Genomic DNA, 24,621 nt, shown 5'->3' with positions numbered 1-24,621 from the left:
CCGCCTACGATGGCGGACATGACCGAGACCACGGGGACCGCCGACCGACCGACCGCCGAGCAGCCGCACGACGAGCACCTGTGGCTCGAGGACATCACCGGCTCCGCCCCGCTGGACTGGGTGGCGCAGCAGAACGCGCGCACGCTCGCGATGCTCGAGGGCCCGCAGCTGCGCCGCCTGGAGGCGGACGTGCTGGAGGTGATGGACTCGGCGGAGCGCATCCCCATGGTCGCCAAGCACGGGCCGCACTACTACAACTTCTGGCGCGACGCCGAGCACCCGCGCGGCGTCTTCCGCCGCACCACGTGGGAGTCCTGGATCAGCGAGGACCCGCAGTGGGAGCTGCTGCTCGACGTCGACGCGCTCGCCGCCGAGGAGGGGGTCGAGTGGGTCTGGGGCGGGGCCCGCCTGCTGCGTCCCCAGTACACCGGCGGGGTGCACCGGCGGATGCTGGTCAGCCTCTCCCCCGACGGCGGCGACGCGAAGCGGGTCCGGGAGTTCGACCTCGCCGAGAAGCGCTTCGTGCCGGGCGGCTTCGACGTTCCCACCGCCAAGTCCTCCGTCACGTGGGCGGACGCCGACACGCTGCACGTGGGCACCGACTTCGGGCCGGGCTCGATGACGACCTCGTCCTACCCCCGCACCGTGCGCGTGCTGCGCCGGGGACAGGAGCTCGCCGAGGCGGAGCAGGTGTTCGAGGTGGCCGAGGACCACATCCAGGCCGTGCTGGTGCGCGACCACACCCCGGGCTTCGTGCGGGACGTGGCCGTGGACGTCGTCGACTTCTTCTCCTCCCGCACCCACCTGGTGCGGGGCGGCCGGCTCGTACACGTCGACGTCCCCGACTCCGTGACCGTGGACCTGCACCGGCAGTGGGTGCTGCTGCGCCCCCAGGAGGAGCTGGAGCTGGCCGGCGCGGTCCACCCCGCCGGGTCCCTGCTGGCCGCCGACCTCGAGGCCTTCCTGGCCGGGGACCGGTCCGTGACGGCCGTCTTCGTCCCGGACGGGCGCACGTCCCTGCAGTCCTGGTCGTGGACGGCGGAGCGGCTGGTGCTCAACCTGCTGCGCGACGTCTCCTCGGTGGTCCGGGTCGCCGAGCCGGGCCCGTGGACGACCTCCGAGCTGCCGGGGGCGCCCGCGCTGCACAGCGTGGACGCCTACGCCGTCGACGACGAGGACCCGGAGGCCGGCAACGACCACTGGCTCGTGGCCACCGGCTTCCTCACCCCGACCACCGTCTCCCGCGGGACCCTGCCCGCCGGGGGCCGGCCCGGGGCAGCACCCGCGGTGGCCCGGACGGCGCCCGCGTTCTTCGACGCCTCGGGGCTGCACGTCGAGCAGCACTTCGCGGTCTCCGAGGACGGGACCCGGGTCCCGTACTTCCAGGTGGGCCCCGCTGGGCTCGTGCTGGACGGCGCCAACCCCACGCTACTCTCCGGCTACGGCGGCTTCGAGGTCTCGCGGACCCCCGCCTACTCCGGGGCCCTCGGGCGGTCCTGGCTGACCCGCACCGACGAGGCGGGCCGGTCCGGGGTCTACGTGCTGGCCAACATCCGCGGCGGCGGCGAGTACGGGCCCGACTGGCACCGGGCCGCGCTGCGGGAGAACCGGCACCGCGCCTACGAGGACTTCGCGGCGGTCGCCGCGGACCTCCAGGCCCGCCGCGTGTGCTCCCGGGAGACGCTGGCCTGCTCGGGCGGGTCCAACGGCGGGCTGCTCGTGGGCAACATGCTCACCCGGTGGCCGCACCTGTTCGGGGCGGTCTCCTGCGGGGTGCCCCTGCTGGACATGCGCCGCTACACGCGGCTCTCCGCGGGCTACTCCTGGATCGCGGAGTACGGCGACCCGGACGACCCCGTGCAGTGGGAGTTCATCCGCACGTTCTCCCCGTACCACCTGCTGCGCGAGGGCGAGGACTACCCGCCCGTGCTGTTCTGGACCGCCACGAGCGACGACCGGGTGGGACCCGTGCAGGCGCGCAAGACCGCGGCCCGCATGCTCGATCTCGGCCACGAGGACGTGTGGTTCTACGAGGCGCTCGAGGGCGGGCACGCGGGCGCCGGGGACAACAAGCAGGCGGCCCGGTTGCACGCGCTCTCCCACGAGTTCCTCTGGCGGATGCTGCACCGGGGCTGAGCGGGCCCGCCTGCCGCCCCGGCGGGCTAGCGCGGGAGCTGCCAGAGCCGCCCGAGCTGCTCGTCGAACTCGACGGGGTCGAAGGGGGCCAGTCCGCCCGCCGGAGACGGGGTCAGCTCGCCGAACCAGATCGTGCCGTCGGCGTCGTAGAGGTCCACCCGGATGAAGTCGTAGTCCATGCCGATTCGTTCCGCGATCCGGACCATGCGCTCCAGCGTGGCCGGCGCGGGGACGGGCTCAGCCAGCGCCGCGCCGCCCTGCCGGGCGTCCAGGGGCGTCCAGTCCCGGCTGTAGAACCGGCGCTGAACCTTTTCCACGCGCGGGGTGTCGATCTGCGCCACGTGCACCCGGCCGTCGAAGACGAAGAAGCGGTAGTCGTTGGGTGAGGCGCCGTCACGGGTGGGAATGCGCTCCTCGATGAGGAACCCCGGTCGGGCCCGGCTGTAGTGCCACTCGCCGTAGACCTCGTAGGCGTCCTGGGGACGCCAGCCCTCGACCTCCTCGAGGTCGATCCCGCTCTCGCGCAGGCTCCCGGCGCCGAAGGCCGCGTAGCCGGAGCCCGCCACGGGCTTGAGCACCCACGCGCAGCCCCAGTCGCGGTCCTGGACGGAGCGCAGGTCCTCCCCCTGCCACAGAGTGCGGGGGATCTCCAGGTCGAGGCCCAGCGCCGCCACGTGCTCCTTCATCGACACCTTGTCCCCGCCCACGGCGATGATGTCCCGCCGATCGTGGATGATCCGCCACTGGATCTTCTCCGTGAACGTGCGCGGGGTCCGGGAGAGGAACCGGTGGTGGCGGTAAAGGTAGAACAGCTGCCGCCGCACGGGCAGCGGGATCATGCTAATGACCTTCCGAGCCAGCCCGGGCAGCGGTCCGTCCTGCGTGACCCACGGGTTCTTGGTGAATTCCGGTGCTTTCTTCACGGCCACGGTGTCCGTACCTGCTTCCTGGCTGGGCGTCATGTCCAGACCAGGCTACTCAGTCCGGCGCCCCGGGACGCCCAGCCCCGGGCGGGTCTGCCGGCGCGCGGGTCGCCACGGCCGGTCCGGCAGGACCCCGCCGACGAGCAGAGGGACCACCCCGATGACGGGCGTCGCCAGGATTGTCGTCCAGAAGAACGAGTCCAGGCCCAGCCGCAGCGGGATGAACCCGCTCAGCCAGGAGGTCAGCCACAGCATGGCGGCGCTGACGACGATCGCGAACAGCCCGAGCGTCAGGCACGTGACGGGCAGGAACAGCACGGCCAGGGCCGGGTGCACCACCCCGTTGACTGAACCGAAGACGAGTCCGAGAAACAGGTGGGCCAGGACCGAGGCGGCCCCGCTGCCCACCGCGCAGACCACGGAGGGCTCCGCGGTGATCCGCATCCCCGACAGCAGCCAGGCCGCGGCCCATAGGGCGAGCGCGTTCACGAGCACGCGCAGAAGGAAGGACACGAACCCGGCTCGCCAGCTCAGGGACGCCGGCCGGTAACCGCCCACCCCACGGCGGCGGCCGTGGCAAAGAACGCCAGGCCCAGGGTCAGGGCGAGGTGCCCGACGTCGACGGCGGGCTGCCAGCTCACCGTGGTCCCGGCGACCACGTACACACCGGCGGGCTCGGCGTGGACGCCGAAGCCCAAGCCCGACCCGCCACCGGAACTGCCCGGCTGCGGGCCAGAGGCGCTCTGCTCGCCCGCGCCGCCTCCTCCGCCGCCGCCTCGGACGCGGGCCACGGGGATCACCGTGGCGCCCCCGAGCTCGTAAGCCTCCCCGAAGACCCGGCGCACGGTCACGGCGTCGAGGGCCCGCTCGAGCACCGACCGGTCGGGCACCCCGGCCCGCCAGTCGGCACTCGCCGCGGGGGCGTCCTCCTGAGCGGAGCGGGGTGTGTCGGAACGGGCGTCGTCGGTCATGGGATCCCCCTCGAAGCGGACGGAGCACGGTCCCGTCAGTCTAGGGAGCGCACGGGACCGGGTCACGGGCCGGGGGGAGCATTACGCGGCCGGGGCACCACGGCGGCGCCGGCCTGAGCGGGGCCTGGGAAAGCACGACGCCCCGGGCCGGGGCCCGGGGCGTCGTGAAAGGCGGAGACGGGGGGATTTGAACCCCCGGTCGAGTTTAACCCCGACCCTTCATTAGCAGTGAAGTCCATTCGGCCGCTCTGGCACGTCTCCATCCGTCGCCCGGAGATGCGTCAGCCCGGACAACACAGGCCAGCTTAACGGCAGGACGCACGGCGGGTCAAAGCAGGAGCGCCGGCGCGGGCCACGACGGGCGCGGCGTCGGACCCGTCCACGGGCGCTTCCCGTTTGGGCGACACCACCGCAGCGGGAATAATGGGCGAGGCCCGCCCCGACTCCAGAAACGAGCGCCCATGCCCTCCGCCCCTCGCATCGTGGCCGTCGTCCCATGCCACAACGAAGAAGCGGCGATCGCCAAGGTAGTCACCGACCTGTGCACCACCGTGCCAGGCATCGAGGTCTACGTCTACGACAACTGTTCGACGGACAACACCGCCGAGGTGGCCCGCCGCGCCGGCGCCCACGTGCGCTTCGAGCACGAGAAGGGCAAGGGCAACGTGGTCCGGCGAGCCTTCGCCGACCTGGACGCCGATGTCTACCTGCTCATCGACGGGGACGACACCTACGACGTCGCCGACGCGCCGGCAATGATCGAGACCCTCCTGACCGGCCCCTACGACCACGTGCTCGGCGTCCGACGGCAGGCGACGGCCTCGGCGTACCGCGCCGGGCATGAGTCCGGTAATAAGTTCTTCAACTCCCTCGTCACCTTCGCGTTCCACCGGCAAGTCTCCGACATGCTCAGCGGCTACCGGGTGTTCTCGCGCCGCTTTGTGAAGTCCTTCCCCGCCCTGTCCCGGGAGTTCGAGATCGAGACGGAGCTGACCGTTCACGCCGTGAACGCCCGGGTGCCCCAGACGGAGGTCGAGGTCGGGTTCCGCGACCGCGCCGAGGGCACCGAGAGCAAGCTGCGCACCTACCACGACGGCTTCAGGATCCTCGGGATCTTCGGGCAGCTCCTCTTCCACGAGCGCCCCTTCCTGGTTGCGGGGCTGCTGTCCGCGCTGCTGTTCCTGCTTGGCCTCGCCTTCGGGCTGCCGGTCGTCGTGGAATATGCCGAGACCGGGCTGGTGCCCCGGTTCCCGACCGCGTTCCTGGCCGCCGCCCTGATGATCCTCTCCGGGGTGTTCCTGCTGATGGGCGTACTGCTCAGCGGCCAGGCCAAGATCCGCCGGGAGGCCACCCGGCTGTTCTACCTCCGCCTGCCGGCTCCGCCGCCTCCCCCTTCGCCCGGGCAGGACAGCTTCGGAGCCCGCCGCGGCAGCACCCGCGCCGGAGCGGACTCGTGACGGGATCCACTGCGCGCACGCGCCGCGCCGCGTGGTGGCGTCCGTGGGCCTCCGGGCTCGGGCTGTTGCTCGGCCTGCAGTTCCTGTTCTTCGGTCTGCTCGTCGCCGCCCAGGCCGTGCCCGACCGACCCATCGTGAGCAGCCTCGCGTCCGCCGTGGACGCCGGCACCTACGGCCCTGTCCAACTGCCCGACCGAATGGGCGGGCTGTCGGACACGTTTACGGAGTGCGTACTGGTCAGTGCGGGCCTGGGCGCCCCGCCCGAGGAGAGTGCATTCAGCCGGGCCGTGCGCATGCCGCGGATCGCCAGCTGCAAGGACGGGGTGGCCGACGTGCGCATCCTGGCCGAGGGCCGCGTGCTCACCGCGGAGGATCTTCCCGTGGACCACGACTACTTCCGCTACTGGAACGGCTACACGATCCTCACCCGACCGGCGCTGGCCCTCGTTGGCCTGGAGGGGTTGCGCATCGTCGCCGGCACGCTGATGGTAGCCGCTCTCGCCGGCGCGTTCCTGGCCGTCCGGGCGCGCACGTCAACCCCTGTGGCGCTGGCCCTCACGCTGCCCTTCTTAGTCGGCACCAACATGCTCTCGACCCCGTCGACGTCCTTCAGCCACTCGCTGTCCATCGCCGCCATCTTCCTATCGGTGCTGCTCACAGCCCTCGGGGCCGGGCGCTCCATGCGGCTGGGGTATCTCGGGACGGCGCTTGGGGCGGCGCTCTTCTGCTACGTCGACTTGCTGACCACGCCTGCCGTGCCGTGGATCATGTCCGCGTTCGTGCTGGGCGCCACCGTCTGGTACCGCACCCGCCGCAGCAGGCAGGTACTTTGGGCGACGGTCGCAGCAGGCGTGATTTGGGCGGTGGCCTTCGCCGTCACGTGGGTGTCGCGGTGGGTCTTCGCGGTCGTGTTCCTGGGCCCGGCGGAGACGCTTTCGGTCGTGCGGGGCAAGGTCGAGGAGCGGACGGGCGGCGCCTGGGGCGGGGTGTCCGACGCGTTCGGAGCAGGCGTGGTGAGCAACCTCAAGTACTGGTGGAGCGTTGTGCCGACCTCCGGGCTCGTGCTGTGGGCGTGCGCCGCGGCCGTCTTCGTGGGGCTTGTCCTCGCGGTGGTGCGCGGCGGCGCTCCCCAGCTGGTGGTGGCGGCCATTCTCGGCGCCCCGGCGCTCGTGGTGCCCCTCTGGTACGTCCTGCTGAGCAATCACTCCCAAATCCATGAGTTCTTCGTCTACCGGAGCGTTCCCGCGGCGCTTGCGGTTGTCACGGCGGCGGCTCTGGCTGCCGCCGTCCGACCGCACGGCCCGGAGGCATCCCCGGATGCGGCCGCCGGCACGCGGGCAGGGAGCGCGGCCGCCGAGGACTTCGCACCGGCCGGCTGATGTCCCGACTGCGCGCCGTCCTGTTCCCCTCGCCCAACCATGGGAGCACGGATCACTCCCTGGGTTCCTCCTTCGGGATCACTGTGGTCGCCGTCTTCGTTCAGGGCCTATCGCGGTTCGGCTACAGCATTCTCGTGGGCCGGCTCATGGGCCAGGAGGTCCTCGGAGAGGTCAACCTGGTGGTCTCCCTCGCCGTGTTCCTCGTGCTGCTCTGGCCGCAGGCCTCGGGCACGGCCGCGGCCAAGTTCATCGCCATGGCCCGCGGACGGCAGGATCGGGAGGAGCAGTTGGCGGCAGCTTCGTTCACTGCTCTGAGCGCCTCGGTCGGCATGGCGGTCCTAGGGGCCTCCGGAGTCGTGTTCACCGCCTTCGTCCTGGACCTGTCGTGGGGCTACGCCGTCTCGGCCGGCCTGCTGGTGCTGTCCCTGTCGGCCTACAACTTCACACGAGGCGTGCGCGCGGGCAACAACCAGTTCGTGACGACGGCCGCGTGGGACTGCATTAGCTCGTTCGTCACCCTGTCACTCCTGTTGCTCGTCCTGTTTGCGGGCTGGCACTGGGTCCTGCTCCTGCCGCTGATCACCGGCTACACCGTCTTCGCCCTGCCTTCCTGGCCGCGCCGGTCCAGGACCCGCCTCGCTCCGGGACGCCGCAGGGAGGTCCTGGTGTTCATCGCCTGGGGATCGGCCCATCTCCTGGCGGCGAGCGGTCTGCTGCAGCTGTCCGTGGTCATGGGCAGGGCCCACGACTCCGACGAGGCCCTGGGTCTCTACGCGGCGGCGGTGTCCCTGGCGACGCCGGCCAGCCTCCTCTCAGGAGCCATGATGATGGCCCTCTCCCCGAGCGTCGCGCGCATGTTCGCTGCCGGACGGACCGCTGAGCTGTCCCGGCAGGTGGACGTCATCCTGCGCACGATGATCACGGTGTTCCTGCCCGTCTTCGGCGTCGGCATCCTGTGGGCCGAACCCCTGCTGCACCTGGCCTTCGGCGAAAGCTTCCGAGCCGCCGAACCGCTGCTCGTGGTCCTGTTCTTCGCCGTGTCGGCGTCAAGCTTCAACGCCGCCAATGCCCGGCTCAACGGCACCGAGCCGTGGGGGATCAAGGTGCTCGCCGCCTCCAACGGCACGGGGCTGGCCGTCGGCGTCGCCACCATCCTGCTGCTGGGCCCCGAGCTCGGCATCGTGGCCTCCGCGGTCGGCTACCTGGCGGGCTCGCTCGTCAGCACCGTCCTGCCGCTGCTCTTCGTGTGGCGACTGGACCGCATGCGCTGGGGTGGGGTGCTCCTGCGGATCCTCGCCGGATACGCCATGGTCCTGGGCGGGCTCGAGATGCTCGGCGACGAGTTCCGGTGGGTACCCGCACTGGCCGTGACGGCGGGGTTCCTCGTCGTGTGGTTGGCACTGAGCCTGCGCGACGTCCGGCCCCTGGTCCGCCCGCTCACGGCCCGCCTGCGACGCACCAGGGACTGAGCGTTCCAGGACCGGGGTGCGACGCGGAACGGCTCAGCCCTGGGCGGCGAGCACGAACGGCAGCACCGGGCCGGAGCCCGCCCGGCGCAGCGTGCGGGCGGCCACGGCGAGCGTCCAGCGGCTGTCCACGAGGTCGTCGACGAGCAGCACGGGGGCGCCGCCGAGCCGTTCGAGCTGCTCCGCCAGCTGCGGCGGGACGCGGAAGCGGTCCCACACGGCCGCGAGCCGGTAGGCGCTGTTGCCGCCGTGGCCCCCCGCGGGGAACTCCTCGGGGACCTCCAGCTCCCCCAGGTAGGGCAGCCGGCCCACCGCGGCCATGCCCTCCGCCAGCGAGCGCACGAGCTGCGGCCGGGAGCGGGACGGCACGGAGACCACTGCCGCGGGCCGCTGCGCCCAGGTCCACTCGGCGAGCACCTGCACGCACGCGCGCCCGAGGGCGGGGTCCACGGGCTGGTCGAGCGGCGCGCCGTCCTCGTCGGTGCGGAACAGCTCGCGCAGCCGGTTGCCCCAGCCCAGGTCGGTGAGGCGGGCCAGGGCCCGGCCCTCCGAGCAGCGCTCCTCCTCCGGGATGCGGCCCTTCACGTCCACCCCGAGCCGCGGCATCCCGGTGGGCCACTGCGCCCGGGGCTCCACGACGACGCCCACGCGGGTCAGGGCCGCTCCGGCGGAGTCGGTGGCGGCTTCGTCGACCGCGGTGGGGTACCACGCCCCGGCGCAGGTGTCGCACCGGCCGCACGGCTCGGCCGTGGGGTCGTCCAGCTGCCGGGCGAGGAACTGCATCCGGCACTGCGCGGTGGTCTCGTACTCGAGCATCGCGTTCTGCTCCGCGACCCGGGCGGCGCCGATCCGCCCGTAGCGCTCGGCGTCGTAGCGCCACGGCGTGCCCGTGGCCTGCCACCCGCCCTGGACGCGCTCCACGGCGCCCTCCACGGCGAGGACCTTGAGCAGCAGCTCGAGCGGGGTGCGCCGCACGTCCACGCGGGACTCCAGCGCGGCGACCGACAGCGGCCCGCCCGCCGCGCCCAGCTCCGCGAGGACGGCGGAGGCCTTCTGCTCGGTGGGCATGGAGGCGGTGGCGAAGTACTCCCAGATCTGCCGGTCCTCGGTGCCGGGCAGCAGCAGGACGTCGGCGTTGTCGGTGGCGCGCCCGGCACGGCCGACCTGCTGGTAGTAGGCGACGGGCGAGGAGGGCGCGCCGAGGTGGACCACGAAGCCGAGGTCGGGCTTGTCGAAGCCCATGCCCAGCGCGGAGGTGGCCACGAGGGCCTTGACCCGGTTCTCCTTGAGCGCGGCCTCCAGCTCCTCGCGCTCGGCCTGGTCGGTGCGGCCGGTGTAGGCGCGCACCGGGATCCCCGCGTCGGAGAGCGCCTGCGCGGTGTCCTCGGCGGCGCCGATCGTGAGGGTGTAGACGATCCCGCTGCCCGGCAGCGTGCCCAGGTGCTCCAGGAGCCAGGCGAGACGGGCGGTGGCCGAAGGAAGGCGCAGCACCCCGAGCCGCAGCGAGGCCCGGGACAGGGGCCCGCGCAGGGTGAACACCGCGTCCGTGCCGGCGCCGCCGGGGCGGACGCCCAGCTGCTCCTCGATGTCGGCGACCACCCGTTCGTTGGCGGTGGCCGTGGTGGCCAGGACGGGGACCTGCTCGGGCAGCCGGGCGATGAGGTCCCGGATGCGCCGGTAGTCGGGGCGGAAGTCGTGGCCCCAGTCGGAGATGCAGTGCGCCTCGTCGACCACGAGCAGCCCGAGCCGGGCCACGAGCTGGGGCAGCTGCTGCTCGCGGAACACGGGGTTGTTGAGCCGCTCCGGGGAGACCAGCAGGACGTCGAGCTCGTCGGCCTCCAGCTGGGCGGCGATCCCGCCCCACTCGGTGGCGTTGGCGGAGTTGATGGCCGCGGCCCGCACCCCGGCGCGCGCGGCGGCGGAGACCTGGTCCCGCATCAGGGCCAGCAGCGGGGAGACGATGAGGGTGGGCCCCCGGCCCCGTGCGCGCAGCAGCAGGGCGGAGAGGAAGTAGACCGCCGACTTGCCCCACCCGGTCCGCTGGACCACCAGGGCCCGCCGGCCGCTCCCCACCAGCGCCTCGATCGCCTCGAACTGGCCGGGGTGGAAGGCGGCGTCCGCCCGCCCGGTGAGGGCGCGGAGCAGGGACAGCGCGTCCTCGTGCAGCCGGGGGTCCTGCGGCGCGGCGGCAGGCGCGGTGTCCTGGAAGGGGGAGGTCGTCATGGGCCCAGTCTTCCAGGGCCCACCGACGCCGGGGGACGGAGGGCCGGCCGTGCGGTGCGGACGGGCCCGGACAGAGCGATGCGCCCGCTGCCCATCCGTCGAACGGATGGCCCCCGCAGCGGGCGCATCGACCGGCCTGACGGCCGGTGGCGAGCAGAGACTCGCCTGTCGGGAGTACCGCCCCCCAGCGGTGCTCCCGGCCGGTTCACCCCCCGATGAACCGAGCCGCACCGGCATCCCCCGATGCCTGGTGCGAGCGGCTCACCGTGCGGTGAACCGCGGTCGATCCGCCCCCCGACGGATCGGTCGGCCCGTCCCTTCCGGGTGGGCCATTGCCACCATGCTTGCAGGGTTTCCGGGGCCTGTCACGGGTCCCCGCTTCGCGATCACAACGGTGGACAAAAGTTCAGAAGCATGCATTTGCAGACGTCAGCCCGGGGTTCCACAACGGTCCCGACTGGCCAAAAGTCTATTTGCAGGTGTGAACGTGGCACGAAATGGGGACAGTGCCCGACCGACCCGTCCCCCGATGCGCGTACGGTGCCCCGGTACGCGTTACGCAAGGTTGCGCACCGCCGGACGGCGCGGCGGGCGGGACCCGGGCGGGCCCGGCGCAGGCGCGCCGGCGGGGACCGGAGCGCCTGCGCCGGGCCCGCGGAGCGGGGTCAGCCGCGCAGACCGGGGAAGTCGGCCTCCGTGTACTCCACGCCCAGCCCGCCGGCCGCGCGGACGGCGGCGTCCACCGGCCGGGAGCGGTCCCGGGTCTGCTCCTGCTCGCGCAGCACCACGCGGCGGATCTTGCCGGAGATGGTCTTGGGCAGGTCGGTGAACTCGACCTTGCGCACGCGCTTGTAGGGCGCGAGGTGCTCCCGCGCGAAGCGCAGGATCTCGCCGGCGAGCTCCTGAGTCGGCTCGGCACCGCCGGCGAGGACCAGGTACGCCTTGGGCACGGCGTGCCGGACGGGGTCCGGGGCGGGGACCACCGCGGCCTCCGCGACGGCGGGGTGCTCGATGAGCACGGACTCCAGCTCGAACGGGGAGATCCGGTAGTCGGAGGCCTTGAACACGTCGTCCGTGCGCCCCACGTACGTGTAGACGCCGTGCTCGTCGCGGGAGGCGATGTCCCGGGTGTGGTACCAGCCGCCCTTGACCACCTCCGCGGTGCGCTCCGGCTCGTCGATGTAGCCGGCCATGATCCCCGGCGGGCCGTCCTCGACCTTGAGGCAGATCTCGCCCTCCTGGGCGGGCTCGCCGGTCTGCGGGTCGAGGAGCTCGACGACGAAGCCCGGCAGCGGCCGGCCCATGGCGCCCGGCACGACCGGCTGCCCGGGGGTGTTGGCGATCTGCAGGGTGGTCTCGGTCTGCCCGTAGCCGTCACGGATGGTCACGCCCCACGCGTCCTGCACCCGGCGGATCACCTCCGGGTTGAGCGGCTCCCCGGCGGAGACCGCGGAGGTGGGGGGATGCTGCACGCGGTGCAGGTCCGCCTGGATGAGCATCCGCCACACGGTGGGCGGGGCGCAGAAGCTGGTGACGCCGGCCCGGTCCATCTGCTCCATCAGCCCGCTGGCGTCGAAGCGGTCCTGGTTGTGGATGAAGACGGTGGCCTCGGCGATCCAGGGGGCGAAGAAGTTCGACCACGAGTGCTTGCCCCAGCCGGGGGACGCGATGTTGAGGTGGACGTCGCCGGGGCGCAGGCCGATCCAGTACATCGTGGACAGGTGCCCGAACGAGTACGAGTAGTGGGTGTGCTCCACGAGCTTCGCCTGGGACGTGGTCCCGGAGGTGAAGTAGAGCAGCAGCGGGTCGTGGGAGCTCGTGGGCGCGTCCGGGACGAACTGCGCGGGCGAGGCGGCCGCGTCGGCGTAGGCGTGCACGGGACGGCCCAGCCGCTCCCGCACCGCGGCGGCCTCCTCCTCGGCGCCGACGACGACAAGCCCGTAGTCCCCGTCCACGGAGGCGAACTTGGGCGCGTTCTGCGCGTCGGTGACGACCCAGGAGACCTTGCCGCGCTGCACCCGGTCCGCCAGGTCCGCGGGGGGCATCATCACGGCGGTGGGGATCACGGGCGCGCCGAGCTTCATGCCGGCGAGCTGCGTCTCCCACAGCTCCAGCTGGTTGCCGAGCATCAGCAGGATGCGGTCCCCGCGCCGGACGCCCAGGCCCCGCAGCCAGTTGGCCGTGCGCGCGGACGACGCGGAGAGCTCTCGGAAGGTGCGCCGGAGCTCGGTGCCGTCCTGGTCCACGATCCACAGTGCGTCCCGGGCGCCGCGCTCGGGGTCCGCGGCGATGTGGTCGAACCAGTCCAGGGCGTAGTTGAACCGCTCCATCCGGGGCCAGCGGAACTCCTCCCGGGCCCGGTCGTAGTCCTCGCGCAGCTCCAGGAGCCGGTCGCGGACCGCCTCGTACTGCCGGGAGACGTCCTGCTCGGGGACGTCCGCCTCGGACCCGCCCTGCTGCGGGACGCCGGCGGCGGACGCCGCGCTCGTGGGGACCGGCTCGACCATCGGGGACCTCTTTCTCCGCGTTCTGTGCTTGCTCCGCTTCCGGGCGGACCCGTCCGGCCGGCCCTCCCGTGCAGTCTAGTGCCGCGGCCGCCGGCGCCCCGGGGGCTCCCGGCTCTGCGAGGATGGAGCCCCACCCCGGTCCCGTGAGGAGTTCCCGCCCCGCCATGACGTCCCGAGCCCCCGACGCCCCCGTCCGAGCCGGCGCCCGCGAGTGGGGCGCGCTGGTGGTCCTGATGCTTCCGGTGCTGCTCATCTCCGTGGACAACACGGTGCTGAACTTCGCCCTGCCGCAGATCTCCCAGGAGCTGCGGCCCACCGGCCGTCAGCTGCTGTGGACGGTCGACGCCTATCCTCTGGTCCTGGCCGGGCTGCTCGTACCCATGGGCGCGTTCGGGGACCGGGTGGGCCGGCGCCGGCTGCTGCTGGTCGGCAGCACCGGGTTCGCGGTGGTCTCCGCCCTCGCCGCGTTCGCCCCCTCCGGGGCGGCGCTCGTGGCCGCCCGGGCCCTGCTCGGGGTCTTCGGGGCGATGCTCATGCCGACGACCCTGTCCATGATCCGCAACATCTTCGCCGAGCCCGTGCAGCGGCGCACCGCCATCGCCGTGTGGGCCACCGGCTTCTCCGCGGGCGGTGCGCTGGGCCCGATCGTGGGCGGGTTCCTGCTGGAGCACTTCTGGTGGGGGTCGGTGTTCCTCATCGCCGTGCCCGTCCTCGTGCCGCTGCTCGTGCTGGCCCCGGTCCTCGTGCCCGAGTCCCGCGATCCCCGGCCCGGGCCGGTGGACCTGGCGAGCGCGGCCCTGATCATGGGCGCCGTCGTGGCGCTGCTGTGGAGCCTCAAAAGCCTCGGCTCCGAGGGCCCCTCGGCCGTCGCCGCGGCCGCGGCCCTCGCCGCCGCCGCGGCGGGGACGCTGTTCGTGCGCCGCCAGCTGCGCCGGCCCGTGCCCATGCTGGACATGCGCCTGTTCCGCCGCCGGGCCTTCACCGGGGGCCTGCTCAACAACCTCGTGGCGTCCACCGTGTACATCGGCTTCCTGTTCTTCGTCTCGCAGCACCTCCAGCTGGTGGAGGGGATGGCCCCGATGCGGGCCGGCCTCGCCCTGCTGCCGGGCGCCGCGGTGACGGTCGTCTCGGGCCTGCTCGTGGTGCGGGTGGCCCGCCGCGTGCCGCCGGCGCTCGTGGTGGGCGGAGGCCTGCTCGTGATGACCGCCGGCTTCCTGCTGGTGGCCCTCGGGGACCTGCGCGGCGGGACCCTGCTGGTGGTGGCCCTCATGGTCGTGGGCCTGGGCTCCGGGGCGGCCCAGACGCTCGCCGGGGACCTCGTGCTCTCCCAGGTCGAGCCCGAGCGGGCGGGGGCGGCGTCGGCGATCTCCGAGACCGCCTACGAGCTGGGCGCCGCCCTCGGCGTGGCCGTCCTCGGCACGGCCGTCACCGCCACCTACACCCGGGCGCTCACCGTGCCGCCGGGCCTGTCCCCGGAGCAGGCCGCGACCGCGTCGGAGACCCTCGGCGGCGCCGTGGACGTGGCCGGGACCCTCGGGCCGGCGCCGGCCGGCGAGCTGCTCGCCGCGGCGGTGGGGGCCTTCCAGACCGGTGTGCACGTGTCCGCCGCGATCGCCGCGGCGCTGCTGGCCGGCACGGCCGTCGTCGTCGCCCTGCTCCTGCGGCGGGTGCACGGGGCGCCGGGGCCGCGGGACGCGGCGCGGCCGTAATGTCCGTCCTCGTGGGAGGGGTGTTCCCCCGTGCGGCGCGCAGGAGCACAATGGCAACTGCCCGGCGCTGGAGACGACCGACGAGACAGGACGTGAGGACATGATCGATCCGAGCCGTTCCCGACCGACCGAGCGGCGACGGGCACCGGCCCCGCCGCCCGAGACCACGGGGCGCTGGGTGGTGGTCTTCGACGCCGACCTGCCGGACCCCGAGCCCCTGCTCCGCGAGGCCGGGCTGACGCGCGTGGCCACCGACGGGCAGGCGCTCGCGGGCCCGGAGGGCCTGCCCGCGGACGTCGACGCCCTCGTCTTCCCCGTCCTGAAGGTCGCGGTGGTGACCGGCGACCAGGAGCGGCTGGCCCGCCTGCAGGCGTCCGGGCAGGGGGCCGCACGGGTGCTCTCCGTGGCCCCCGAGCTCGTCCACCGCGTCCGCGCGGAGGTGCCGGGCGGGTGGGCCGAGTACCTGGAGGGCTACCGCGACGGCGTCGTGGACCTCAGCGACCGGCTCATCTCCCGCGGGGCCCCCGAGGAGGAGCCGTCCCCGACCCCGCAGCTGCCGCCGTGGTTCCGGGACGACGACGCGTCCACCTGGGGGCTCAAGGCCGTGCAGGCCACCACGTCGCCCGTCTCGGGAGCCGGCGTGCGGGTGGCGGTGCTGGACACCGGGTTCGACCTCGGGCACCCCGACTTCGCGGGCCGCAACGTGACGACGCAGTCGTTCATCCCCGGCGAGAGCGCCCAGGACGGCCACGGGCACGGCACCCACTGCATCGGCACCGCGTGCGGCCCCCTGGCTCCCGGCGAGGGCCGCCGCTACGGGGTCGCCCACGGCGCCGAGGTGTTCGCCGGGAAGGTGCTCAGCAACGAGGGCTCGGGCACCGACGCCCAGGTGCTGGCGGGCATCGAGTGGGCCCTGCAGAACGGGTGCGCGGTGATCTCGATGTCCCTGGGCGCCGACGTCACGGAGGTCTCCCCCACCTACACCGCCGTGGGCCTGCGGGCCCTCGAGCAGGGGGCGCTCATCGTGGCCGCGGCCGGCAACAACGCCGACCGGGTGAACGGGAACTTCGGCTTCGTGGGCGCGCCCGCCAACAGCCCCTACATCATGGCCGTGGGGGCGCTCAACCAGCAGCTCGACGTCACGTTCTTCTCCGCCCGCAGCCTCCCCGTGCGGGGCGGGCACGTGGACGTCGCCGCCCCCGGGCTGCAGGTGTACTCCTCCTGGCCCATGCCGCAGCGCTACGACGTGATCAGCGGCACCAGCATGGCCACCCCGCACGTGGCGGGGGTCGCCGCCCTGTGGGCCGAGGCCACCGGCCTGTGCGGCCGCGAGCTGTGGTCCTCGCTCGTGCAGGAGTCGCACCGGCTGCTCTCGCCGTCCGCGGACGTCGGGTCGGGCCTGACCCTGGCGCCGCAGCAGTGAGCGCCGCGTCCGGCGGGCAGGCCCGGCGGGCCGGTGCGGTGCGCGTGACGGTCGTGGTGGACGAGGAGCACCGCCCCGGCCTCGCGCAGCTCTGCGACGGGCTGCGGGCGCAGGGCATGCAGGTGGAGCAGGTCCTCGAGCAGCTCGGCATGGTCACGGGCGAGGTGCCGGAGAACAGGCTGCCCTCCGTGCGCCGGATCGAGGGCGTCGTCTCGGTGGAGCCGCAGCACCGCCACCGGATCCCTCCGCCGGACGCGCCGGTGCAGTAGGGGCCGGGGCGCCGTCCGCTCCCGCCCCGCGGCGCAGGGCCCGTCAGTCGATCTCGGCGGCGCCCCAGGTGATGGTGCCCAGGGGCTCCCGGTTCTTCTGCCGCTCGTGGGCGCACGACCAGCACCAGGGTCCGTAGATCGGCGGGGCACCGCAGCTGCAGAGCCGGATCCGGGCCATGGAACTCATCTCCAACGTGGACGGGGCGGGCAGGTGGTGGCCTGCCGGGAGGCAGCCCGTGCAAGGCCCTCACCCCTGTTACCGGCGCCGGGCCGTCCGTGGATGCACCGACGGGACACGAGAACGACGAAACCCCCTCGGCCGCCGGGAGCCCGGCGGCCGAGGGGGTTTCCCCCGGTGGGCCCCGTGGGGCTCGAACCCACGACCCATGGATTAAAAGTCCACTGCTCTACCAACTGAGCTAGAGGCCCGCGCTCCGCCGCACCACCCTCGGTGGCCTCCGGAGCGGGCACCACTCTACCGCACGGGCCGGGCGGACCCCGGCCCGCGGGGCCCCGCGCCCCGGCCGCCCCGGGGCGGACGGGGCGCACCCGGCCGGCGGCTAGGGTGGGGGGACCCCCGACCGACGCCGTTCCCCACCCGACCCCGACCGGAGGACCCCCGTGGCCCAGCTGAGCACCGAGGCCGAAGCGCGCACCGACATCGACCTGTTCGGCCCCTCTGCCGTCACCGACTACCTCACCCAGGTCGTCGAGGAGCTGCGCGGCGAGCGCGGCGGCGCCCCCAGCGACTCGATCCCCGCCCTGGCCAGGGCGGACCCGGAGCGGTTCGGGATCGTCATCGCGACCGCCGACGGCCACGTCTACGAGGCCGGGGACACCGGCGCCGAGTTCAGCCTCCAGTCCATCTCGAAGGCGTTCACGTACGCGCTGGCCCTCGAGGACCTCGGCGTCGAGGCCGTGCACGAGAAGATGGACGTGGAGCCCAGCGGGGACGCCTTCAACGAGATCTCCCTGCAGCCCGGCACCGGACGGCCCGCGAACCCCATGATCAACGCCGGCGCGATCGCCTCGACGTGGCTCGTGCCCGACGGCGACCGCGACCTGCGGCGCGACCGGATCCGCGAGACCTACTCGCGGTGCGCGGGCCGGGACCTGGCGATCAGCCCCGAGGTGTACGCCCAGGAGCACGACGCCGGGGACCGCAACCGGGCCCTCGGCTACCTCCTGGCCTCCGCGGGGATCATCGAGGGGGACCCGGTGCAGGGCCTCGAGGACTACTTCGCCCAGTGCTCCGTGCTCGTCACCTGCCGCGATCTCGCCCTCATGGGCGCCACCCTGGCCAACGGGGGCACCAACCCGGTCACCGGGGAGCGGGTCTTCGACCCGCGGACGGTCTCCCGGACCCTGTCGGTGATGAGCTCCTGCGGGATGTACGACGACGCCGGCGAGTGGATGGTCCGGGTCGGGCTGCCCGCGAAGTCGGGGGTGGGCGGGGGCATCGTCGCGGTGCTGCCGGGACAGCTGGCCGTCGCCACGTTCTCCCCGGCCCTGGACCGGCACGGCAACAGCGTGCGCGGCGTGCTCGCGTGCGAGCGGCTCTCCCAGGACCTCGACCTGCACTTCAGCCACACCGCGCGCGTGGCCCGCTCCACGGTCCGGGCGAGCTACCCGATCGACCAGTCCCCGTCGCTGGTGCGCCGCAACGCCGAGGCCGAGTCCGTGCTGGCCGAGCACGGCCGCGAGGCGGTCGTCGTCGAGCTCCAGGGCGACCTGCTGTTCACGGGCGCCGAGACGGCGATCCGCACGGTGCGGGACGTGGCCCTCGAGGCCCGCTACGTCGTCGTGGACCTGCGGCGGGTGGACGTGATCGCCGACTACGCCCTGCCCCTCCTGGCCCGCACCCGGGCCGAGCTGCAGGAGGCGGGCCGCACCGTGGTGGTGGTCTCCGGGGACCGCGGACTCGCCGGCACCTTCGAGGGCGAGCCGCCGCTGCAGGTGTTCCCCAGTCGTGCGGCGGCCGTCAAGTGGGTCGAGGACGCCCTGCTCGAGGAGCACGGCGGCCCCCGGTGCACCCCCGACCGGGTCGGGCCCGTGGAGTCCGAGCTGCTCTCCCGCCTGGAGCCCGACGACGCGCGCGCCCTCCGGGCGCGCACCGTCGAGCGGACGTGGAGCGCCGGGGAGAACATCCTGCGGGCGGGGCAGAACTTCGCGGGCATCCACCTGATCGTCAGCGGCGACGTGTCGATGTCCCTGCGCACCCCCACGGGGGAGCGCGTCGAGCTGCAGATCCTGGGCCCCGGCATGAGCTTCGGCGAGCTGGCGCTGGGCTCCGGGGACAAGCAGCACGTGACGCTGAGCGCGCTCGGCGACGTCACCGCGCGCGTGCTCGCCCCGGAGGTGCTCGCCGAGCTGGAGCGGGAGGACCCGGTGCTGGCGCTGCGGCTGTGGAAGGCGCTGGCCCGGGACGGCTACGAGCGCGCCGACCAGCAGTGGCGGGACGCGGCCGTCCACGCCTCGGCCACCGACTGGTGAGCGCTCCGTGGCCGGGCCACGCCTCCGGCCGTACGCTGGACGCATGAGCGACATCCCGCGCCACCACAAGCCGGTGAGGTTCTCGCCCGAGAAGTTCGAGGCCCACGAGGGCGGGCCCGACCCGGCGCGCGTCTCCGAGGCCGCGCACCTCGCGGCCCACGCCCTCGTCTCCCGGGGGCGGGCCACCGACGACCCGGAGATCACCCGCCGGCTGATCGAGCTGACGGACGAGCAGGGCCTCGAGGGCATCGCCGAGATGTGGGCGGAGGCACCCGCCGTCTCCCTGCCCGGTGCGCTGTGGCGGCTCTACGCGCTGCGCGCGGCGGTCCGCGCGGACCCCGTGCGGATGGGCCGCTGCTTCGCGGCCGGGCGCGGCACCGCACAGGTCTCCCACGTCGTGGCCGGGGTCGCGGAGCCGCCGGGCGCCGAGGAGATCACCACGATGGCCGACGCGATCCTCTCCGGCGCGTTCCGCGGGAAGTTCGACGTCGCCCTCGAGCGGTTCGCCGCGTTCTGCCGGGTCATCGCCCTGGGCCGGATCCGGCTCGCCGACACCGGGGAGGTGCCCGTCGTCGATCCCGCGGCCGCACGCCGACCGAGCCCCGTGGCCCTCACCCAGCGCCTCGAGCGCACCGCCGAGGAGCTCGAGGCGGCGGCCGTGGCGTGGCGCCACGGGCACCTCGACTGACCCCTGCCCCGCGGCGTCCCGTGCGGGATCCCACACCGGCAGGCCTTGGCCTGCGGGTCAGGTCGACTACCATGGACGCAGGTGTCGGGCCGTGGTAACCCCGGGCTCCAACTCATAGCCGCCGCGAGCGGCCTTCCGCCGAGAGGCGTTCCCGGTCCGACACCGCCTACTCCTCCCCCTGCCTCTCCCCGCGACCGGCGCCCCGGCCGGCTCCGCCGCCCCGTGTACAGTGGGTCCCGCCGCGATCCGCGGCGCCGGTACGACGCCCAGGACGGTCAGCAGATGGCTCTTCGCATCTTCCCGGAGGACGAGCAGGTGCTGGACCTGCTGGCGGACATGTCGGGACAGGTGACGGAGGCCGTGCGGTTCCTCTCCGAGCTGCTCGGCAGCCCTGACACCGCGCCGAGCACCCTCGAGAGGCTCCGCGCGTGCGAGACCCGCTCCACCGACCTGTACTTCGCGGTGATGACCACCGTGCGCTCCACGTTCGTGATCCCCGTGCCCCGGCAGGACGTCTACGTCCTGGGGCACTGGCTGAACAAGGCCGCGGAGGAGCTGCTGGCCGTCGCCGAGGCCCACGTCGCCAACGGGCTCTCCCGCCCGCCCTCGTTCGCCACCGACCAGCTCGGGGTGATCGTGCGGATGTCCGAGCTCACCACGCGCGCGATGCGCAACCTCAGCAGCCTCGAGGGCCTGGACGACTACTGGTACGAGATGCTGCGCCTGGGCAAGCAGGCCGAGCGGATCAACCAGATGCACATGGCCCACCTGCTCGAGAACCACAAGCCGATCCAGGTGATGCGCCGGCAGGGCGTCGTCGACCGCTTCCTGGCCGCCGCCCGGGCGCTCGGGCAGGTCTCCACCGAGGTGGGCCGCATCGTCGTGGCCGAGTCCTGACGCGCCGTGCTCCTCGTCCTCACCGTCCTGGGCCTGCTCCTCGCCGCCGTCTCCACCGGGGTCAACGGCTTCCACGACGCCCCCAACGCCCTGGCCCTGCCCGTCCGCGCCCGGGCGCTGACCCCGCGGGTCGGCCTGGTCCTGAGCGCCCTCGTCAACGTCGTGGGGGTTCTGACGGCGGGGTACCTGCTGGCCGACTGGGTCTTCGTGGCCGCCCCGGTGCCCTACGGCGTCGTGGGCTCGGCGACGCTGGTCTGCGCGCTGGCGACCACCGTGGCGTGGAACCTGCTGACGTGGTGGCTGGGGATGCCGTCCTCGTCCACGACCGCCCTGGCGGGCGGGCTGGTCGGGGCGCTGCTCGGCGCCCACGCGGTCGGCCTGGGGTCCGGGAACCCGCTCACGGCGGAGACCCTCAGGGCGATCGCCACCCCCCTGATCGTCGCGCCCCTGGTGGCCTACGGGCTCGCGTGGGTGCTGGTGGTGCCGCTGGTGCACCTGCTGCGCCACTCCGAGCCCGCCGCCACCACCTACCGCTCCCGGCTGGTGCTGGCCACGGGAGCCGCGGCCGTGTCCTTCGGCCACGGCATCAACCACGGGCGGCGGGCGGCGTGGGTGTTCACGACGCTGCTGCTGTGCGCCGGCGTGCCCGTCTCGGCCGGCCACCCGGAACCGTGGATCCTGCTGCTGGTGGCCGGGGGTCTCGCCGTGGGCACCCTGTTCGGCGGCTGGCGGATCGCCTACACCCTGTCCTCCCGGATGGTCACCATCGACCCCTTCCGGGGCGCCGTCGCCCAGGGCGTCGCCGGCTCCCTGCTGTTCCTGGGCGGCACGCTCATCCCCGTGCCCATGTCCTCGTCCCAGACCACGGCGGCGGCCGTCCTGGGCGCCGGCCGCCAGCAGCGCTTCCACACCTTCAACACCCGTGTCGTGCGGCGCGTGCTGATCGTGTGGGCCCTCACCGTCCCGGTCTGCGCGCTCGTCTCCGGGACCTTCTTCCTGGCCCTCTCTCCCCTGCTCTGACCCCTCCCGCGGCCGCGCCCGCCTCCGGGCACGACGGCGCCCGCCCCGCCTCGGACCGAGGTGGGGCGGGCGCCGTCGTCGCGCGGGCGGGGCCGGCTCAGCCGAAGCGGCCGGAGACGTAGTCCTCCGTCTGCTTCTGCTTGGGATTGGAGAAGATCTCGGAGGTGGGACCGTACTCGATGAGCTTGCCCGGCTTGCCGGTGCCCGCGATGTTGAAGAACGCGGTGCGGTCGGAGATGCGCGCAGCCTGCTGCATGTTGTGGGTCACGATGACCACGGTGTAGTCCTGCTTGAGGTCGTTGATGAGGTCCTCGATCGCCAGGGTGGAGATCGGGTCCAGCGCGGAGGCGGGCTCGTCCATCAGGATCACCTCCGGCTTCACCGCGATGGCCCGGGCGATGCACAGGCGCTGCTGCTGGCCGCCGGAGAGGCTCGAGCCGGGCCTGTCCAGGCGGTCCTTGACCTCGTTCCACAGGTTCGCGCCCTGCAGGGAGGACTCCACGAGGTCGTCGGCGTCCGAGCGGGAGATCCGCTTGCTGTTGAGCTTCACCCCGGCGAGGACGTTGTCCCGGATCGACATGGTCGGGAAGGGGTTGGGCCGCTGGAAGACCATGCCGATCATCGAGCGCACGACGACCGGGTCGACTCCCGGGCCGTAGAGGTCCTCGCCGTCGAGCAGCACCTTGCCCTCGGCGTGCGCGCCGGGGATCACCTCGTGCATGCGGTTGAGGGTGCGCAGGAAGGTGGACTTGCCGCAGCCGGAGGGACCGATGAACGCGGTGACCGACCGGGCGTCGATCCCCATGCTCACGTCGTCGACCGCCAGGAAGTCGCCGTAGTAGACGTTGAGGTGCTCGACGTCGATTCGTTTGGACATGCTGGGTTCCTTGCTTCTTTCTCGCGGAGGTTCGTCGGGGTGAGCGGTGCTCCCCCGGTCAGCGGCCAGCGACCTTCGGCGCGAACGCCCGGGCGATCAGGCGCGCGACGAGGTTGAGCAGCATCACGATGATGATCAGGAGCAGCGCCGCGGCCCACGCGCGCTGCTGCGACGGGTCGGGGTTGGTCGGGGAGGTCGGCGACATGATCTGGTAGTAGATGTACGTCGGCAGCGTGGTCATCCAGCCGGAGAACGAGTTCCAGTTGATGGCCGTCGCGAAGCCGGCGGTGACCAGCAGCGGGGCCGTCTCACCGATCACGCGGGCGATCGCCAGGGTCACGCCGGAGGCGATGCCGGAGATGGCGGTGGGGATCACGACCTTCAGGACGGTGCGCCACTTGCGCACGCCCAGCGCGTAGGCCGCCTCGCGGAGCTCGTTGGGCACGATCTTGAGCATCTCCTCGGTGTTCTTCACGACCGTGGGGATCATGAGCACCGTCAGCGCGATCGCCGCCACGAAGCCGAAGCGGGTCGACGGGCCGAGGATCAGCCCGAACAGGGCGGCCGCGAAGAGCCCGGCCACGATCGAGGGGATGCCGGTCATGACGTCCACGAAGAACGTGATCGCCCGGCCGAGCCAGCCGCCCTTGGAGTACTCCACCAGGTAGATCGCCGTGAGCAGCCCGATCGGCACGGACAGCAGCGTCGCCCAGAAGGTGATCGAGACGGTGCCGATGATCGCGTGGTAGGCGCCGCCGAGGACGGGGCCCTCCCCTGCCGCCGCGGCGTTGTCGTGCGCACCGGTGACCCCGTTCATGGAGGTGAGCAGCAGGTTCGAGGTCAGCCCGGGGAGCCCGTTGGCCAGGACGGTCCAGAGCACGGAGACCAGGGGGACCACGGCGAGGACGAACGCCGTGTAGACGAGGTAGGTCACCAGCGAGTCGGCGCCCTTGCGCCCGCCCTCGACCGCCGACACGGCGATCGGGGCCGCGACGAGGAAGAGCACGGCGGCGAAGACGGCCCACAGGGCGGGCGAGAAGCCCACGAGGGCCGCCAGGGCCGCACCGACCACGACGGCGGCGGCGCCGATGGCGGGCACCAGCCACTTGGGCCGCTGGTTGCGGGTCAGCTGCGGGCGGCGGGGCGAGGAGGGACGCGCCGGCGTCGGGCTGTGGAAGGAAGCGGTGGTGGACATCAGTTGGCTCCCGAGAATTCCTTGTAGCGGGCGATGATCGCGCGGGCGATCATGTTCACGACCAGGGTGATGAGGAACAGGATCAGGCCGGCCGCGATCAGCTCCGACAGCCGCAGGCCGTAGGCCTCCGGGAAGTTCAGGGCGATCTCGGACGCGATCGTCTGGTTGCCGGAGCGGATCAGGGAGGCCGTCAGGGGACCGCCCGACAGCACGAGCGCCACGGCCATCGTCTCCCCCAGCGCGCGGCCGAGGGCCAGCATGACCGCGGACACGATGCCCGGCCGGGCGAAGGGCAGCACCGTCATGCGGATCATCTCCCAGCGCGTGGCGCCGAGGGCCAGTGCGGCCTCCTCGTGCAGCTTGGGGGTCTGGACGAAGATCTCCCGCGACATCGCCGTGATGATCGGCAGGATCATGATGGCGAGCACGACGCCGGCGGTCAGCATGGTCTTGCCCGTCTGGGAGGCGGGCCCGGAGAAGAACGGGATGAACCCGAGGTTCCCGGAGAGCCAGGCGTAGAAGGGCACCACCGAGGAGGCCAGCACCGTGGTGCCCCATGCCCCGTAGATCACGGAGGGGATCGCGGCGAGCAGGTCGATGACGTAGCCGACGGGCTTCGCGATGCGCGCCGGCGCGTAGTGGGAGATGTACAGGGCCACCAGGATGCCGATGGGCGTCGCGATGGCCAGGGCGATGACCGCCGCGATCACCGTGCCGACGACCAGCGGCCCGATGTAGGACCAGAAGCCGGCGCCGCCCGTGATGTCCTCGGCCGGCGCCCTGAACGTGGGCAGGGCCTCGAGGAAGAGGAACAGTGCGACGGCCGCCAGCGAGGCGAGGATCAGGATGCCCGCGCCGAGGCTGAGCCCGGAGAAGATCGAGTCTCCCGCCCGGCCCCCCGCCGCCGCGTCGTGCGCGGTGGTCGTCGGCTCCTTGGTGGTGACGGTGGTGGACATGTCGTGTGCCCCTTCGATTGCCTGACACGGGT

General features: G+C 73.1%; 20 protein-coding genes and 2 tRNA genes. 11 read left to right on the top strand and 11 right to left on the bottom strand.

Translation table 11 applies throughout. The annotated features are described in order from the left end of the window. Positions 1-18 precede the first annotated feature (18 nt). Positions 19-2,136, top strand: coding sequence for a prolyl oligopeptidase family serine peptidase (locus tag ACYSMR_RS12040; RefSeq protein ID WP_461745482.1), 2,118 nt, complete (start codon positions 19-21; stop codon positions 2,134-2,136). Positions 2,137-2,162: 26 nt separating this feature from the next. Here the strand turns inward: ACYSMR_RS12040 and ACYSMR_RS12035 are convergent, their stop codons facing one another. The 4 genes from ACYSMR_RS12035 to ACYSMR_RS12020 all read right to left on the bottom strand — a co-directional run bounded on the left by ACYSMR_RS12035 (position 2,163) and on the right by ACYSMR_RS12020 (position 4,291). Next, positions 2,163-3,098, bottom strand: a complete 936-nt coding sequence (locus tag ACYSMR_RS12035) for an ATP-grasp fold amidoligase family protein (RefSeq protein WP_461745480.1) — start codon at positions 3,096-3,098, stop codon at positions 2,163-2,165. 12 nt (positions 3,099-3,110) lie between these two features. Beyond that, positions 3,111-3,572, bottom strand: a complete 462-nt coding sequence (locus ACYSMR_RS12030) for a phage holin family protein (protein ID WP_461745478.1) — start codon at positions 3,570-3,572, stop codon at positions 3,111-3,113. Positions 3,573-3,589: 17 nt separating this feature from the next. Then, positions 3,590-4,030, bottom strand: a complete 441-nt coding sequence (locus ACYSMR_RS12025; protein ID WP_461745476.1) for a hypothetical protein — start codon at positions 4,028-4,030, stop codon at positions 3,590-3,592. Between the two features lie 172 nt (positions 4,031-4,202). Further along, a tRNA-Ser gene (locus ACYSMR_RS12020) sits at positions 4,203-4,291 on the bottom strand. Between the two features lie 200 nt (positions 4,292-4,491). On the opposite strand from ACYSMR_RS12020, the gene ACYSMR_RS12015 reads away from it, so the two are divergent. The 3 genes from ACYSMR_RS12015 to ACYSMR_RS12005 are packed head-to-tail and all read left to right on the top strand — an operon-like array spanning position 4,492 to position 8,335. Continuing rightward, positions 4,492-5,487, top strand: coding sequence for a glycosyltransferase (locus tag ACYSMR_RS12015; protein WP_461745474.1), 996 nt, complete (start codon positions 4,492-4,494; stop codon positions 5,485-5,487). Beyond that, complete coding sequence (locus ACYSMR_RS12010; RefSeq protein ID WP_461745472.1) at positions 5,484-6,866, top strand: hypothetical protein; 1,383 nt, start codon at positions 5,484-5,486, stop codon at positions 6,864-6,866. The genes ACYSMR_RS12015 and ACYSMR_RS12010 overlap by 4 nt, the downstream gene beginning before the upstream one ends. Then, on the top strand, positions 6,866-8,335 hold the full coding sequence (locus ACYSMR_RS12005; RefSeq protein ID WP_461745470.1) for a lipopolysaccharide biosynthesis protein: 1,470 nt from the start codon (positions 6,866-6,868) through the stop codon (positions 8,333-8,335). Before ACYSMR_RS12010 ends, ACYSMR_RS12005 begins: the two co-directional genes overlap by 1 nt. A gap of 33 nt (positions 8,336-8,368) precedes the next feature. Here the strand turns inward: ACYSMR_RS12005 and ACYSMR_RS12000 are convergent, their stop codons facing one another. Beyond that, on the bottom strand, positions 8,369-10,555 hold the full coding sequence (locus tag ACYSMR_RS12000; protein ID WP_461745468.1) for a RecQ family ATP-dependent DNA helicase: 2,187 nt from the start codon (positions 10,553-10,555) through the stop codon (positions 8,369-8,371). Between the two features lie 665 nt (positions 10,556-11,220). Then, a complete protein-coding gene (locus tag ACYSMR_RS11995) occupies positions 11,221-13,062 on the bottom strand; it encodes an AMP-binding protein (protein ID WP_309124911.1) in 1,842 nt (613 codons plus the stop codon). A 164-nt stretch (positions 13,063-13,226) separates the two neighbouring features. On the opposite strand from ACYSMR_RS11995, the gene ACYSMR_RS11990 reads away from it, so the two are divergent. The 3 genes from ACYSMR_RS11990 (at position 13,227) to ACYSMR_RS11980 (ending at position 16,463) form a co-directional block, all read left to right on the top strand. Continuing rightward, positions 13,227-14,771, top strand: coding sequence for an MFS transporter (locus ACYSMR_RS11990; RefSeq protein ID WP_461745465.1), 1,545 nt, complete (start codon positions 13,227-13,229; stop codon positions 14,769-14,771). A gap of 100 nt (positions 14,772-14,871) precedes the next feature. Further along, positions 14,872-16,194 carry a S8 family peptidase gene (locus tag ACYSMR_RS11985; protein ID WP_461745463.1) on the top strand — a complete coding sequence of 441 codons (1,323 nt, stop codon included), beginning with the start codon at positions 14,872-14,874 and terminating at the stop codon, positions 16,192-16,194. Beyond that, positions 16,191-16,463 carry a hypothetical protein gene (locus ACYSMR_RS11980; RefSeq protein WP_309124914.1) on the top strand — a complete coding sequence of 91 codons (273 nt, stop codon included), beginning with the start codon at positions 16,191-16,193 and terminating at the stop codon, positions 16,461-16,463. The genes ACYSMR_RS11985 and ACYSMR_RS11980 overlap by 4 nt, the downstream gene beginning before the upstream one ends. Positions 16,464-16,506: 43 nt before the next feature. Here ACYSMR_RS11980 and ACYSMR_RS11975 read toward each other — a convergent pair whose 3' ends face one another. Both ACYSMR_RS11975 and ACYSMR_RS11970 read right to left on the bottom strand, forming a co-directional pair. Beyond that, positions 16,507-16,650, bottom strand: coding sequence for a hypothetical protein (locus tag ACYSMR_RS11975; protein WP_461745461.1), 144 nt, complete (start codon positions 16,648-16,650; stop codon positions 16,507-16,509). A gap of 169 nt (positions 16,651-16,819) precedes the next feature. Then, positions 16,820-16,892 (bottom strand) — tRNA-Lys (locus ACYSMR_RS11970). Between the two features lie 192 nt (positions 16,893-17,084). On the opposite strand from ACYSMR_RS11970, the gene glsA reads away from it, so the two are divergent. The 4 genes from glsA (at position 17,085) to ACYSMR_RS11950 (ending at position 21,561) form a co-directional block, all read left to right on the top strand. After that, positions 17,085-18,956: a glutaminase A gene (gene glsA / locus ACYSMR_RS11965; protein ID WP_461745459.1), complete on the top strand. Its 1,872-nt coding sequence runs from the start codon at positions 17,085-17,087 to the stop codon at positions 18,954-18,956. Between the two features lie 43 nt (positions 18,957-18,999). Further along, on the top strand, positions 19,000-19,644 hold the full coding sequence (locus ACYSMR_RS11960) for a hypothetical protein (protein ID WP_461745457.1): 645 nt from the start codon (positions 19,000-19,002) through the stop codon (positions 19,642-19,644). A 282-nt stretch (positions 19,645-19,926) separates the two neighbouring features. After that, a complete protein-coding gene (locus tag ACYSMR_RS11955) occupies positions 19,927-20,541 on the top strand; it encodes a DUF47 domain-containing protein (protein ID WP_461745455.1) in 615 nt (204 codons plus the stop codon). Positions 20,542-20,547: 6 nt separating this feature from the next. After that, positions 20,548-21,561 carry an inorganic phosphate transporter gene (locus ACYSMR_RS11950; RefSeq protein WP_251333205.1) on the top strand — a complete coding sequence of 338 codons (1,014 nt, stop codon included), beginning with the start codon at positions 20,548-20,550 and terminating at the stop codon, positions 21,559-21,561. A gap of 97 nt (positions 21,562-21,658) precedes the next feature. Here the strand turns inward: ACYSMR_RS11950 and pstB are convergent, their stop codons facing one another. The 3 genes from pstB to pstC are packed head-to-tail and all read right to left on the bottom strand — an operon-like array spanning position 21,659 to position 24,589. Then, a complete protein-coding gene (gene pstB / locus ACYSMR_RS11945; protein ID WP_309124919.1) occupies positions 21,659-22,438 on the bottom strand; it encodes a phosphate ABC transporter ATP-binding protein PstB in 780 nt (259 codons plus the stop codon). A 58-nt stretch (positions 22,439-22,496) separates the two neighbouring features. Beyond that, positions 22,497-23,633 (bottom strand): phosphate ABC transporter permease PstA, encoded by a 1,137-nt coding sequence (gene pstA / locus ACYSMR_RS11940; RefSeq protein ID WP_309124920.1) that lies wholly within the window; start codon positions 23,631-23,633, stop codon positions 22,497-22,499. Further along, positions 23,633-24,589, bottom strand: a complete 957-nt coding sequence (gene pstC / locus ACYSMR_RS11935; protein WP_309124921.1) for a phosphate ABC transporter permease subunit PstC — start codon at positions 24,587-24,589, stop codon at positions 23,633-23,635. Before pstC ends, pstA begins: the two co-directional genes overlap by 1 nt. Positions 24,590-24,621 lie beyond the last annotated feature (32 nt).

This window comes from Kocuria sp. U4B, from assembly GCF_054875615.1.
Note: the sequence above shows the minus strand (reverse complement) of the source record. Positions and strands in the feature narration are given on the sequence as shown.

What these genes read in the sequence shown, in the direction of transcription:
- ACYSMR_RS12040 (WP_461745482.1), top strand. Translation starts at nt 19, where the DNA reads ATGACCGAGACCACGGGGACCGCCGACCGACCGACCGCCGAGCAGCCG.
- ACYSMR_RS12035 (WP_461745480.1), bottom strand. Translation starts at nt 3,098, where the DNA reads ATGACGCCCAGCCAGGAAGCAGGTACGGACACCGTGGCCGTGAAGAAA.
- ACYSMR_RS12025 (WP_461745476.1), bottom strand. Translation starts at nt 4,030, where the DNA reads ATGACCGACGACGCCCGTTCCGACACACCCCGCTCCGCTCAGGAGGAC.
- ACYSMR_RS12015 (WP_461745474.1), top strand. Translation starts at nt 4,492, where the DNA reads ATGCCCTCCGCCCCTCGCATCGTGGCCGTCGTCCCATGCCACAACGAA.
- ACYSMR_RS12005 (WP_461745470.1), top strand. Translation starts at nt 6,866, where the DNA reads ATGTCCCGACTGCGCGCCGTCCTGTTCCCCTCGCCCAACCATGGGAGC.
- ACYSMR_RS12000 (WP_461745468.1), bottom strand. Translation starts at nt 10,555, where the DNA reads ATGACGACCTCCCCCTTCCAGGACACCGCGCCTGCCGCCGCGCCGCAG.
- ACYSMR_RS11995 (WP_309124911.1), bottom strand. Translation starts at nt 13,062, where the DNA reads ATGGTCGAGCCGGTCCCCACGAGCGCGGCGTCCGCCGCCGGCGTCCCG.
- ACYSMR_RS11990 (WP_461745465.1), top strand. Translation starts at nt 13,227, where the DNA reads ATGACGTCCCGAGCCCCCGACGCCCCCGTCCGAGCCGGCGCCCGCGAG.
- ACYSMR_RS11985 (WP_461745463.1), top strand. Translation starts at nt 14,872, where the DNA reads ATGATCGATCCGAGCCGTTCCCGACCGACCGAGCGGCGACGGGCACCG.
- ACYSMR_RS11975 (WP_461745461.1), bottom strand. Translation starts at nt 16,650, where the DNA reads ATGAGTTCCATGGCCCGGATCCGGCTCTGCAGCTGCGGTGCCCCGCCG.
- ACYSMR_RS11960 (WP_461745457.1), top strand. Translation starts at nt 19,000, where the DNA reads ATGAGCGACATCCCGCGCCACCACAAGCCGGTGAGGTTCTCGCCCGAG.
- ACYSMR_RS11955 (WP_461745455.1), top strand. Translation starts at nt 19,927, where the DNA reads ATGGCTCTTCGCATCTTCCCGGAGGACGAGCAGGTGCTGGACCTGCTG.
- pstB (WP_309124919.1), bottom strand. Translation starts at nt 22,438, where the DNA reads ATGTCCAAACGAATCGACGTCGAGCACCTCAACGTCTACTACGGCGAC.
- pstA (WP_309124920.1), bottom strand. Translation starts at nt 23,633, where the DNA reads ATGTCCACCACCGCTTCCTTCCACAGCCCGACGCCGGCGCGTCCCTCC.
- pstC (WP_309124921.1), bottom strand. Translation starts at nt 24,589, where the DNA reads ATGTCCACCACCGTCACCACCAAGGAGCCGACGACCACCGCGCACGAC.